This window comes from Acinetobacter sp. GG2 (genome assembly GCF_000292385.1).
Lineage (GTDB): Bacteria > Pseudomonadota > Gammaproteobacteria > Pseudomonadales > Moraxellaceae > Acinetobacter > Acinetobacter seifertii.
The window spans coordinates 41,745-55,141 of the sequence record NZ_ALOW01000030.1; the positions used below are offsets into that span (position 1 = coordinate 41,745).

Genomic DNA, 13,397 nt, shown 5'->3' on the forward strand with positions numbered 1-13,397 from the left:
TATGCCCTTTTGAGTGGCATGCGACAAGAACTAGATCAAAAAACAGCTATAATTTAGCTAAAAATGAGCAATTTGGCAGCAAGTTTACCTATTCATCCCATTCTTTGTTGTCTATCTAAAAACAAGAATAATAAGCATCCTAAACTAAAGGTACTTAACCAACCCTGCATGAACTCATTGATGGATCGACCCGTGAAATAATAGATATCGGTATGCCAAACCTCGTGAGGAATGTAACGGGCATAATCCCAAAGAGAAAATAAGCCTAAAAGTGTAGATAAAGTAAACAGGAACCAAGCAAAAATTTTAACTTTACGGCTTATTTTCCAGTGCTGTTTATATTTGTGATAGTAATGAATACTCATCCAGCCTAAAAAAGGTAGTGCCAGTGCAGAAGAACCGAGCTGAAGAAGGCGATGCAAAGGATACGGGCGGCCAAAGAAGTGAACCGTTTGGGATAAAAAATCTTGAAAGATAAACGTTCTAAAGTCAGAGTGGGTAAGACCATCCCAAATGAGATGAGTGGCAATACCGATAATGAGCGCGAATACAACTCCAATAAAAAAGTATATAAAATGTTTAATAGAGTCTAATTTCAAATCATGTTGAATGCCAAAAAAACGGTAAACCGCAGGCCTATATAGAACATACCAAATCGCGCAGAACAATAAACCTAATGCAAGGTTTGGATAGAGTAAACCTTTCCATTGATGCGTCAGCATGCTGGATTGAACTGTAAATAGGCGATAAAGATCAGGTGTCATACTGCCAATCGCTAAGGCGGCAATAGGTAGTATATTTCTGCTTAATTTGGCAATTGGTGGTGCAATAACAGCATGAGAGATTGTAAAAGGCATTGGAAACGGACGCTTCTCACATCATCAAAAACAACGAGTCTAACGAAACATACCTTGGGTTAATGTTTTTTATTGCAAAACGTTTGGAATGTTATAATATAACAAAAAAATACGGGTCATTCATTATGCAGCTCAAAACACAGCTTTTTGTTCTTTCATTATTATCATTTTCCATTCAGCAAGTGATGGCAGCGGATGATACAAATACTAAGGATGAGAAACCTGCCGAATTGGCAACAATTAAGGTTAAGGCAGAACCAGTTAACAACACGTCTTTGACGGAAGGGGCAACAAGTATTGGTAATGCCTTAAATGGTCAGGCCGGAGTTTATGCGGCTCAATATACAGGTGGGGTGAGTCGACCAGTCATTCGTGGTCAAGATGGTACACGCGTCAAAATTGTACAAAATGGTGGCGATGTAATGGATGTTTCATCTGTATCGCCAGACCATGCTGTTACTGTCGATCCAAACTCTGCCCAAGATATTCAGATATTAAATGGTGCTGAAGCCCTACTATATGGTGCAGGTTCAGTTGGGGGATTGGTAAATGTTGTTGATGAAAAAATTCCAACAGCTATGCCAGATAAGGGTTACCAAGGTAAAGCCGGTGTTCGCTATAACTCGGGTAGTGACGAGTTGCTTTATTCGGGGCAAACAACAGTTGGTTTAGGCGACCATGTTGCGCTACGTGTGGGTGGTTTAAAGCGCGATGCGAATGACTATATCTTGCCTAAAGATTTGCAAACAGACGAGCGCCGTCAAGATAGCACTTTTGCCGATTCTAAAAATTATAATGCTGGACTGTCTTGGATTGGAGACCGTGGATTTATCGGTGCATCATTTAGCCAACGTCATGATCAATATGGCATTCCTGCTGAGAATGAGCTTTTTGGTTCATGTGAGCGTGATGGCTTGCATCTTGTGTGTGGTGCAGATGATCCAACCGATCATGGGCATGATCACGAACATGATGCTTCATGGATTAATCTCAAAGAAAAGCGTTATGACTTAAAAGGTGAGTTAAAAGATCCATTTGCAGGTTTTGCTAAAGTTGCAGCGCAAGCAAGCTATACAGATTATCAGCATGAAGAAATGCATGGTAGTGAGGTAGGAACAACCTTTAAAAGCAAAGGTGTAGACAGCCGAGTTACACTAGAAAATAATGCTTGGGCTGGTTGGACAGGACAGATTGGCGCGCAATATACCCAACAAAAACTAAATATTGTTGGTGATGAGTCGATTATGGACCCAAGTAAAACCCAACGTTATAGTGTATTTGGTTTGCAACAAAAACAAATCAATAACGTCAATCTTGCAGTTTCTTCACGTGTTGACCACCAAACTATCGACATTGAGTCAGATCAAAAGAATTACACGGGTACTGGATATTCGGTTGCTGGTACTGCAAGCTGGGAATTTGTTCCACAATACAAATTGTCCTTCACAACGTCACATCAAGAGCGTTTACCATTTGCCCAAGAGTTGTATTCAGATGGTGTACATATGGCGACCAATACCTATGAGTTGGGTAATGATGACCTGAAGAAAGAACGCTCAAATAATGTCGAGTTGGGTTTGCACTTTGATAATGACCTTTTGAAATACAATGTAAGCGTTTTCCACAACCGTTTTGATAATTTTATTTATGCCAATACCTTAGATGAGTTCCAAGGATTCCGCCTCATTGAATATAGTCAAGATGCAGCAAAATTTTATGGTGTCGATGCTGACCTAAGCTATCAAATTTCGCCTGTATATAATTTAGGGTTATTTGGTGACTATGTCCGTGGCAAAATTGATAATGAAAATGCACCGCGTATTCCTGGTGGACGTTTAGGTACTAAAGTCAAAGCAGATTTTGGTGATGGTTGGGATGGTTCTGCCGAGTATTATCATGTATTTAAACAAGATGATATTGCTAATTATGAAACCAAAGGACAGAGCTATAACATGTTGAACTTGGGCGTTGGATATAATGGTAAATATAGCAATATTGGTGATTATCGAGTGTTCTTGAATGCCAATAACTTGCTAGATAGTAAAATTTATCAGCATGAGTCTTTCCTCGCAAATGTTCCACAAGTCGGACGTAATTTTACAGTAGGTGTAAACTTTAGTTTCTAAGGCCTAACACGAAACTAAACTTGAAAAATCAAGCTAAAAGACCTAATTTGAAATGATCAAGTTAGGTCTTTTTTATGCGTATTTTTCAGCGAATTCATCAAAAAATAAATTGGTCAGGGCGTCGTTATATGGCGGTATTACTTTGCGTTGTTGCTATTGCATATGTTGCATCGGCAATTTACCACACAGTAAAACCATTACCACAGGGTATTAACTTTAGTGGCAAGCTTAGACATGCCGATGTCAAATTTTTAGCAGATAAAACCTATCTGGATGCCAATGGTCAACAGAAACTTGATCAGCATATTTTCGATGAAATCTTGAAAATGATTGATGAGGCAAAGACCACTATTGTGGTCGATATGTTCTTATTCAATTCAGAGGTGGGTGATTCAAAAATAAAGCAAAGACCATTGATGCAAGAGTTAACCGATGCATTAGTGAGTAAGAAAAGACAAAACCGTCAAATTCAAATTATACTAATTACTGACCCGATTAACTCGGTTTATGGCGGTTTAAGCCCTGAGCATTATCGTCAGTTACGTCAAGCTGGGGTTGATGTTATCGAAACGAATCTGATTCCTTTACGTGCATCTAATCCACTTTGGTCAGGGTTTTGGTATATCTGTTGTCAGAGTGTTGGAAATAACCCTGAAAAGGGCTGGTTACCTAACCCATTTGGTAATGAAAAAATTACGTTACGAAGTTATCTGAACTTATTTAATTTTAAAGCCAATCACCGTAAAACATTAGTTGTTGATACCGATGCTGGCTGGAAATCATTGGTTACGTCAGCAAATCCACACGATGGTAGTTCGAGACACTCTAATGTGGCGTTGGTTGTAACAGGAGCCACGGCTTCTGATGTTCTCCAAACAGAGGCTGCTGTTGCACAAATGTCTGGAAGTAGTTCACCCTCACTGATTTTAGGTGACTTTGAAAAAGATATAACCAAACCTCAAGTTCAAGTGTTAACGGAAGGTGCGATCTATGAATCTGTGCTGAAATTAATTAACTCGGCTAAACCGAAAGAACATCTCGATCTAAGTATGTTTTATTTGTCTGAACGTAAGATTATTCAAGCTCTAAAAAATGCTCAAGCACGAGGTGTGATTGTTCGTGTTTTACTTGATCCAAATAAAGATGCATTTGGAAGACAAAAGAATGGTATTCCAAACCGTCAGGTTGCTTCAGAGTTACATGCTGCGGGCATTCCAATCCGTTGGTGTGACACGCATGGTGAGCAGAACCATAGCAAAATGATTGTGAAATATAACGACCAGCAAGCTGAGTTGATTGTAGGTTCTGCCAATTTTACTGCTCGTAATTTAAAAAATTACAACCTTGAAACGGATATGCTGGTTATCAGCAAAGTTCAAGATCAAGTTTTTAAAGATGCTCAGGATTACTTCAATACTTCATGGTCAAACTTGCAGGGGAAACAGATGAGTGTCGATTACGCGAAGTATGCCGACGAGTCTAAAGTGAAATATTGGATTTATCGCTTTATGGAATGGTCAGGATTATCGACTTTCTAATTCTATTTTTTATATAAATGTTGAGGTGATATGTTCACTACGGAGTCTTGCTTAGTTTGGTTCTAAACTTGGAACTCATTCGTTGCCGTGATTTTGTACAAAATTGGCAAGGTGATTGGCGACATGGATGTCGCCGTTCCACTGTGTTGCAGGGAAGCAACATCAGTGAAACAAAGGTTTTTGTCACTTTTGACCTTTCAAAAGTGAGGCATTAGCCTATACAAAAGATATTAGAACATCACTGTAAGTAAAGGCTGTGCCATAAGTCCGATTTAAGGCGCTGGCGGAATCAATTGATCCAAAGCTTTATCATCAAGTTTTTCTATTTCACTCAAATCAGTCTTAATTTTCCACTGAGATTCATCATCTACCGGATTTGGTAAACGCGCTTCAAGCCAATCACAAACCACATCAGGATTAAACTCAGGGTGATTACACTGAATAATCCACGATAAAAAATCTTTGGCTTCCCCATTCATATAAGGTGGTGGTGAAACAGGAAAGAATAAGGTTGGTAGACGTTCATTTGTCGAGAGATAATTTAAAACATGGCCGAGTTCTTGCACGGTTTGCCATGCAAGTGGGTGTTCTACATCAATACTGAACTTAAACCACCAAGCGTGTTCGCCATCTGCTCCATGACCCATAATACGGGCTTCTTGTACACTTGGAACTTTGCAGAAAAATTGATGAAGACGTTCAAAACTGATTTCAGACACAGCAATTGACCTAGCTTGGAAAATGCTAATGGTAGCATAGATACAGATTCTTCATATTTTCTTTATAGTCATTACAAACAATATCAATCAAGCCTGTTTTATTCATGGTTTCTCCTTGACTCTCTTTTAATCTAGCTCTATATCAAGACAAAAGGGATGCACCATGAAAAAGCCAATCGTTCTTGTACTTTCAACTTTAATGTTGGGTATATCTGCTACTGCGATGGCGGATTCAAATAATCGCTGGGATAATTATCACGGCAACGATAATCGACATTATGATCAGCGTTACGACCATCGCGATGAACATAGAGGACCGGGTTGGGTCAAAGCAAACCGTGGTGGCGAATATGTCGTAGTTAAGCGAGGGGAGCGTATTCCTGTAGAATACCGTGATCACCGTTACTTTGTTTCAGACTGGCGCGCACATCGTTTATATGAGCCACCACGTGGGTATCACTGGGTGAAAACACCGAATCAATATTTATTAGTTGATTCACATCACCAAGTTTATCGTGTGCGTTAAGTGTAAAATATAGAATATTAAAAAGGCCTCAATATCGAGGCCTTTTTTTATGCTAACTCATCATCTTGTGGCTGAGGAGTTTTAAGTGATACTGGGGTTTTTGAATGCTTTTCTTTCATGACCGATGGATAGTTCCATGAAGCAAAACGAACCACTAAAATTGAAATCGCTAAAATTAAAATTGAACCAGTAATAATGACTTGATCGATATCCGCTTTATGGTCATGTTGAATATCGGAAATAAGTAGGCGGGTTAAGGCTGTAATTGCGACATAAATAAGAAATCGAACCGGCATGTGATTGGTTTTAAAATAAATTCCAACCATTGCGCCAAGTTCTAAGTAGATAAATAATAATAAAATATCATCAATTGAAGCATACTTTTTAACAGTTAAAATTTCAAAAACAGTATGTGCCGCTGACCATGCCACCATACAGCCGATAATGAATAAAGCCAAATAATGAAAAGCTTCAACAGCATAGTGTCCAAATCGGTCGAGTGTTCTTTCAAACTTTTTAGGATCAGGCATAGTAAAATCTTTCTTGATATGAGTATGCCTAGAAAATAAACAAATTTTATGCCAATAGAAATAGTAAATACAAAATAAAAAAACGCCTGAGTAATCAGGCGTTTTTTATGAAAAATTTAATTATGCTTGGTTGGTAAAGTAGTCTTCACTAAAGCCCATAATTAAGTCAGCACCCGCTTTAATTTTAGCAATACGTCCATCAATATCTGGCAAGATACGTTCAACAAAGTATTGAGCTAAAGCAAGTTTGTTTTGGTAGAAATCACCAGACTTATCTTTAGCTGCAGCAGAAATTTTTGCAAACATATAAGCGAAGCTGAGTAAGCCCACTGCATGTAAATAATCAACAGCAGCAGCATTTGGGAAGTCTACGTTTTCAGCAGCTTGCTCAATAATAAACTGAGTAATCGCTTCAATTTCAGTTGCAGCATCTAGTGTTGCATCTTTAATGAAATTCAAATCTGTGTCTAGGTCATTTGCAAAGTCACGAATCTCAGTGATGTATTCAGCAATGAATGCGCCGCCACATTTAATAGTTTTACGACCAATTAAATCTTGAGACTGAACGCCATTGGTACCTTCGTAGATTTGAGCAATACGAAGATCACGAATACATTGTTCCATACCCCATTCGCGAATATAACCGTGACCACCAAATACCATCTGAGCATCTAAAGTTGCTTGGAATGCTGTATCTGTGAGGTAAGCTTTTGCAATTGGTGTTAAAAGCGCAACGCGATTATTGGCTTTTTTCACCGCTTCTGCATCAGTTGAGAACTTAGTGATATCGAGTTGTTGACCTACATAAACAGCAAATGCGCGAGAAGCTTCGTTGTTGGCACGTACGTTAAGTAGCATACGACGTACATCACCATGTACTAAAATGCTGTCAGCAGGTTTATTTGGTGATTGAACGCCCGCAGCACTACGACCTTGTAAACGGTCAGTCGCATATTGAGCAGCATTTTGATAAGCAAACTCAGAAGCGCCTAAGCCTTGAATACCCATTGATAAACGTTCGTAGTTCATCATCACGAACATTGCAGCAAGGCCTTCGTTTTCTTTACCAACGAGGTAACCTTTTGCGCCATCAAAGTTCATTACACAAGTAGCCGATGCTTTGATCCCCATTTTATGTTCAATAGAACCTGGGCCAACATGATTACGGTCGCCTAACGAGCCATCTTCATTTACTAGGTATTTCGGTACAATAAATAGTGAGATACCACGTGAACCCGCAGGTGCATCTGGAGTTTTAGCAAGTACCAAATGAATAATGTTTTCTGCTAAATCGTTGTCACCACCTGTAATGAAGATTTTAGTACCGGTAATGTTATAAGTACCGTCTTCGTTACGTTCTGCTTTAGTTTTAATAATACCTAAGTCAGTACCTGCATGTGGTTCAGTCAAGCACATGGTACCTGACCATTCACCTGAATAAATCTTAGGTAAATACGTTTCTTTTTGTTCTTGAGATGCATAGCTACTTAAAGCCATACCAGCACCCACTGAAAGAAGCGGGTAGAGCATGAAAGATGGGTTTGTCGCAAATAACATTTCATCGGCAAGAACGGTCAGCATTTTTGGCATGCCTTGACCGCCCCATTCTTCATCTGCGCCTAAGCCAATCCAGCCACCTTCTGCATATTGACGAAATGCATCTTTAAAGCCAGCAGGAGTAAAGACTTCGCCATTTTCGTAACGAGCACCTTCTTCATCACCAGTACGGTTTAATGGATGAATCACGTTCTGAGCAAATTTAGCCATTTCTTCTAAAATTGCTTCAGCAGTTGCAGCATCTACATGAGCGAGTTTCTCATTAGACTGCCAAAATTGTTCTGCTTTAAATACATCATTTAAGATGAATTTCATATCAGCTAAAGGAGCATTGTAAATTGGCATAATCGTTCACCTTTTTTATGCACATCGACCTGTGCTAGATATCCTGTAAAACGAAATGGATATTGAATTTAAAGTCTAAATTTATCACTGATTTTATAAAAAAAGGACCGTCAAAACTGAGCAGTCCTTTTTTGGTTTTTAACATTGCATATCGCAACTAACTATGGTTAGAAAGCGAAATGTTCAGCATCTAATGACATCAATGGGTCTAGACCACCAGCAATCACGTCTACATGAGAACGTACGCGTGGCAAGATTTTCTTGAAGTAGAAACGAGCAGTGGTAACTTTCGCGTTATAGAAGTCAACGTCAGTTGTACCTTCTGCCAATTTCTCTTGTGCTACAAGCGCCATACGAGCCCATAGATACGCTAAAGTCACATAACCCGCGAAGTAGAGGTAATCTACAGCTGCTGCACCCACTTCATCCGGATTTTGCATTGCACGCATACCGATTTGCATAGTGAGGTCGCCCCATTCTTTGTTTAGCGCAGCAAGTGGCTCAACAAATTCTTTCATGGCAGCATTGTCTTTGTTTGCTTCTACAAACTTGTGAACAATCTTGGTGAAATCACGAAGCATTGCACCTTGAGTTTGTAAAACTTTACGGCCTAACAAGTCTAGTGCTTGAATTTCAGTTGTACCTTCATACAAGCAAGCAATACGTGTATCACGTACGATTTGCTCCATACCATGCTCAGAAATAAAGCCATGACCACCGAAGACTTGAACACCGTGCTTAGCAGACTCAGAACCTGTTTCAGTTAAGAATGCTTTTGCAATTGGAGTCAATAAAGACAAGATGTTGTCAGCAAACTTGCGCTCTTCTTCAGATTCGCCTTTCTCAACGATATCTGCATATTGAGCAAGTAAGTAAACAAGTGCACGACCACCTTCAGCAAACGCTTTTTGAGTTAAAAGCATGTTACGAACAGCAGGGTGAACAATAATAGGATCTGCTTCTTTTTCTGGAGCTTTAGGACCAGAAAGTGAACGCATTGCTAAACGCTCTTTCGCGTAAGTTAAGGCACCTTGGAAAGATGACTCAGATGCTGCTAAACCTTGAACAGCAGTACCAATACGTGCTGTGTTCATGAAGGTGAACATACAGTTCAAACCACGGTTTTCAGGTCCAATTAAATAACCTTTAGCTTGGTCAAAGTTGATGACACAAGTCGCGTTACCATGGATACCCATTTTGTGTTCGATAGAACCACAACGTACCGCATTACGCTCGCCCACAGTTCCATCTGCATTTACATGGAATTTAGGAACGATGAATAACGAAATACCTTTAGTACCTTTAGGTGCACCCGGAAGGCGAGCAAGAACGATATGGATGATGTTTTCAGCCATGTCATGTTCACCAGCAGAGATAAAGATTTTCTCGCCAGAGATTGCATAGCTACCATCTGCATTTGGTTCTGCTTTAGTACGGATAATACCTAAGTCTGAACCTGCATGAGATTCAGTTAAGCACATCGTACCTGTCCAGACACCAGAAACAAGGTTAGGCAAGTAAGTATTTTTTTGTTCATCAGAACCATGATGTTCTAATGTACGTACTGCTCCGTGAGATAAGCCTGGGTACATACCCCATGCCCAGTTAGAGCTACCAACCATTTCTGAAATTGCGATACCTAAAGAGTTAGGTAGGCCTTGACCGCCGTATTGTTCTTCTGCTGATAAAGACGGGAAGCCAAGTTCAATATATTTTTGATAAGCTTCTTTAAATCCTGTTGGAGTAGTGACTACACCATCATTCCAAGTACAACCTTCGCGGTCGCCAACTTGGTTTAAAGGAGAAAGTTCATTTTCACAGAAGTCTGCCGCAGCTTCTAAATATTGATCAACCAATTCACGGCTTACGTTACCTTGGAAATCAGGTAATTTTGCATAGTGCTCTTCTGCATTTAATAATTCATGCAAAACGAATTGCATATCACGTAAGGGCGCTTTGTATTGTGGCATATCGGGTTCCTCAATACTGGTGAAACCAGAGTTATAATCCTAATCTACGATAATGTGCCATAAGAGGCACCTTGAACCATTACATCGTGCAACAACTTGCATAACTGTACAAGCACCTCGGGGCCTTTACTTTGTGACTGCAAAGTCAAGAAAAAAATACTTGAACTATGTAAGTGCTTTGAGTGTAAATACTTTTAGTGAAGTTTAGATGATACAAATAGTCAAAATCGTAAATAGTTATGTACATAAAAAAAGACGCTTAGAAGCGCCTTTTACTTTATTGCTTTAAGCTTTATTTTGCTTGAACTGCTGCTGGAGTAGGGGCATTAACTGGTGGTTGAGGGTGCTTTGGTTCAAAACGTAAGTTACAAGTACCTTCAAGTGTTCTATCTCCAACTTGAACATTTACAGCTTGACCATTTGCTTTACCTTCACATGCTTTTTGAATCTGTTCAAAACGAGCTTGACGCTCTGCGCGGTGCTGCTCCCACGCTGCTTTTTGTTCAGGGGTAAATTCACGGTGCTTCATACGGTGATGACCATCTCGTGGACCATCTTGCATCATGCCATGTTCTGGTTTAGGAGGTTGATTCATTGATTGACACGCAGCCAAACTACCCATAGTTACAATTGCTGCACTGAATAATGCGATTTTAGCAGTAATTTTCATGTTTAAAGCCCTTTAATGTTTGTTTCCACATACCTTAAAGATTAGATAATAAAGATGAAGAAACAATGGAGAGTTTTTCTTTTGGTTGTTAGTTACAATGAAAAATATAGGGTAAAAATGAGAGAGTACTTTTGAACGTACTACGTGTTCCAATTGCATTGCGGCTATTTTTAACAGTCTTGCTGACTACATTGTTAATTGCAACCGCAAGTTTGAGTGTTCTGCACTGGACGATGCAAAAGAACTTTGCCAAATATGTGGCCGATGTTGAAATGCAAAAGCTAGATAGGCTCATGACCAATCTAGGAAATGTGTATAGCGTTTATCATGATTGGGGAAATGCAATTCAGGCGCAAATCTTACAAATTGAAGGAACGGCAGCGCCAGACGATTATGACCGTCTTTCACAATGGTGGTTAAGACGTCAATATGATATTGCGATTCAGCAACATTCGTTCGATGAACACACGCTCATTAATGTTTCTCCAGATGGAGCGACAGCAAATAAAAATTCTATTTTTAGTGATGAAGAGCTACGTACACTTGAAAAGAATTTACCTTCAGAATATCAACCATTTGAAGGCTTAAAATTTCCATTAAGCGCAAACCAGTTTCGACCGCGTGATGATAAAAAAGGTACTTCAAAAAAAGGAAGTCTTAAAGATATTGAGACACAAAATGGCAAAAAGCGCTTTATTGCCTTACCTGACCGTCTAGGCTTAAGTTCTCGTTTATCTTTATATGATGCCAAACATCAATTTGTAGTTGGTGAACCTCCATCTTCAGATCAAATGTCTTACCGTCCTATTATGGTAAATGATCAGGTGGTAGGGTACTTAGGACTAAAACCAGTTCTAGATAAAGAAGATGCTTTAAGTATTAATTTCTTTAGTAATCAAAAGCGTTATTTACTTTTAATTTATGCTTTAACTTTACTATCGAGTTTAGTTGCAGCACTTTTAATGGCAACTTATTTTAAAAAGCCAATTCAACGTTTATTAAATGCAACAAAGGAGTTAACCAAAGGTAATTACCAACATCAAGTAGTGATTAAACGAAATGATGAACTTGGTGATTTATCAACTCAATTGAACCATTTAGCCGAGATTTTACATCAACATGAAGAATCACGCCGTCAATGGGTTGCAGATACATCTCACGAGTTGAAAACACCGTTGGCTGTATTGCAAGCGCAAATCGAAGCAATGCAAGATGGTATTCGAAAGGCAACACCTGAACATCTCGATGCCATGATGAGACAAGTTTCAAGCTTAAAGAAACTTACTCAAGACCTAGCAGATCTAGCACAGGCTGATGCTCAGCAACTTAAGTGCTACTTAGGTTCAGTGAATCCGTGGGATGTTGTATTACAAGAAGTTGAAAACTTTAGACCTAAACTTGAGCAAGCAAATCTGGAAATTAAGGTTGAAGGTGAAGGGGTATCTTTACTGTTAGATCGTGATCGCTTTAAACAAATTATTGTTAATTTAATTAGTAATAGTATTCGTTACACAGAAACAGGTGGCAAAATTCATATTCATACAAGTCAAACTGCTCAAGAGTGGACTTTGTATGTTGATGATAGCCCGTTTGGTTTAAGTGATGAGCAACTATTACGTTTAGGTGAGCGTTTTTATCGAGTAGATGATTCGCGTACGCGTAGTACAGGTGGAACAGGATTAGGCTTGGCTTTATCTTGTAAAATTGCGCAAGCGCTTGGTGGTACACTAAGTTTTGAACACTCTCCGTTGGGTGGTTTACGTTGTGTACTTACCTTTAAAAAGCAGAGTTAAATAAAAGGAAAAATGGCCCATGAAGCATGTAATGTTGGTTGAGGATGAAGTTGAGTTAGCGCATCTGGTACGTGATTATCTTGAAGCTGCTGGTTTTGAAGTAAGTATGTTTCATGATGGTCAAGATGCTTATACGAGCTTTCAGCAACGGAAACCTAATTTAATGATTCTGGACTTAATGGTTCCAAGAATGGATGGTTTAACGATTTGCCGTAAAGTACGTGAACAGTCAGATTTACCGATTATTATGGTGACTGCACGTACTGAAGAAATTGATCGAGTTTTAGGTCTCAATATGGGTGCTGATGATTACGTTTGTAAGCCATTTAGTCCAAAAGAGTTAGTTGCACGTGTACAGGCCGTTTTACGTCGTTTAGAGCGTAAGGCAGAGCCAGAGCAAAATGACTCCTTCCGTATTGATAAAGCTCAGCAAAGAATTTGGTATCAACAAAAGTCGTTAAGTTTAACGCCGACAGAATTTCGCCTACTTGAGCTATTTTTAGAACATGTCGGACAAGTTTATTCACGTGCGCAATTATTAGACCATATTAATCCAGACAGCTTTGATGTTGCTGACCGAGTTATTGACAGCCATATCAAAAACTTGCGCCGAAAAATTAGTGAAGCAGCTGAAACTGGTAACCGTCATGAATGGATTCAAGCTGTTTATGGCGTTGGTTACCGCTTCGAGTATCCAGAAGAGTAAACTGTTCAGAAAAGTTATTCTGTGGATAACCACAATGTTATCCACAGAAAATGTGGATAG

The 13,397-nt window shown here is 39.3% G+C and carries 11 protein-coding genes; 5 read left to right on the forward strand and 6 right to left on the reverse strand.

Annotated elements, in window-relative coordinates; all coding sequences use genetic code 11:
* Positions 1 to 92 precede the first annotated feature (92 nt).
* Complete coding sequence (locus B554_RS0106955; protein WP_019457485.1) at positions 93 to 857, reverse strand: DUF4184 family protein; 765 nt, start codon at positions 855 to 857, stop codon at positions 93 to 95.
* A 125-nt stretch (positions 858 to 982) separates the two neighbouring features.
* Between B554_RS0106955 and znuD the strand changes: the two genes are divergently transcribed.
* On the forward strand, positions 983 to 2,983 hold the full coding sequence (gene znuD, locus B554_RS0106960; protein WP_019457486.1) for a zinc piracy TonB-dependent receptor ZnuD: 2,001 nt from the start codon (positions 983 to 985) through the stop codon (positions 2,981 to 2,983).
* Between the two features lie 74 nt (positions 2,984 to 3,057).
* Positions 3,058 to 4,521 (forward strand): phospholipase D family protein, encoded by a 1,464-nt coding sequence (locus B554_RS0106965; protein WP_019457487.1) that lies wholly within the window; start codon positions 3,058 to 3,060, stop codon positions 4,519 to 4,521.
* Between the two features lie 272 nt (positions 4,522 to 4,793).
* On the opposite strand, the gene B554_RS0106970 is transcribed toward B554_RS0106965, so the two are convergent.
* Positions 4,794 to 5,240, reverse strand: coding sequence for a hypothetical protein (locus tag B554_RS0106970; protein WP_019457488.1), 447 nt, complete (start codon positions 5,238 to 5,240; stop codon positions 4,794 to 4,796).
* 163 nt (positions 5,241 to 5,403) lie between these two features.
* Here B554_RS0106970 and B554_RS0106975 point away from each other — a divergent pair, with 163 nt between their 5' ends.
* Positions 5,404 to 5,766: an RcnB family protein gene (locus tag B554_RS0106975; protein ID WP_019457489.1), complete on the forward strand. Its 363-nt coding sequence runs from the start codon at positions 5,404 to 5,406 to the stop codon at positions 5,764 to 5,766.
* 47 nt (positions 5,767 to 5,813) lie between these two features.
* Here B554_RS0106975 and B554_RS0106980 read toward each other — a convergent pair whose 3' ends face one another.
* From B554_RS0106980 to B554_RS0106995, 4 genes are all read right to left on the reverse strand, one after another.
* On the reverse strand, positions 5,814 to 6,296 hold the full coding sequence (locus B554_RS0106980) for a phosphate-starvation-inducible protein PsiE (RefSeq protein ID WP_019457490.1): 483 nt from the start codon (positions 6,294 to 6,296) through the stop codon (positions 5,814 to 5,816).
* Between the two features lie 120 nt (positions 6,297 to 6,416).
* Complete coding sequence (locus tag B554_RS0106985; RefSeq protein ID WP_019457491.1) at positions 6,417 to 8,198, reverse strand: acyl-CoA dehydrogenase C-terminal domain-containing protein; 1,782 nt, start codon at positions 8,196 to 8,198, stop codon at positions 6,417 to 6,419.
* Between the two features lie 167 nt (positions 8,199 to 8,365).
* A complete protein-coding gene (locus tag B554_RS0106990; protein WP_019457492.1) occupies positions 8,366 to 10,168 on the reverse strand; it encodes an acyl-CoA dehydrogenase C-terminal domain-containing protein in 1,803 nt (600 codons plus the stop codon).
* Between the two features lie 292 nt (positions 10,169 to 10,460).
* Complete coding sequence (locus B554_RS0106995; protein WP_019457493.1) at positions 10,461 to 10,838, reverse strand: hypothetical protein; 378 nt, start codon at positions 10,836 to 10,838, stop codon at positions 10,461 to 10,463.
* Between the two features lie 131 nt (positions 10,839 to 10,969).
* Between B554_RS0106995 and baeS the strand changes: the two genes are divergently transcribed.
* Both baeS and B554_RS0107005 read left to right on the forward strand, forming a co-directional pair.
* Entirely contained in the window at positions 10,970 to 12,631 is a 1,662-nt protein-coding gene (gene baeS, locus B554_RS0107000; protein ID WP_019457494.1) for a sensor histidine kinase efflux regulator BaeS, read from the forward strand.
* Positions 12,632 to 12,650: 19 nt separating this feature from the next.
* A complete protein-coding gene (locus B554_RS0107005) occupies positions 12,651 to 13,337 on the forward strand; it encodes a response regulator (RefSeq protein WP_019457495.1) in 687 nt (228 codons plus the stop codon).
* Positions 13,338 to 13,397 lie beyond the last annotated feature (60 nt).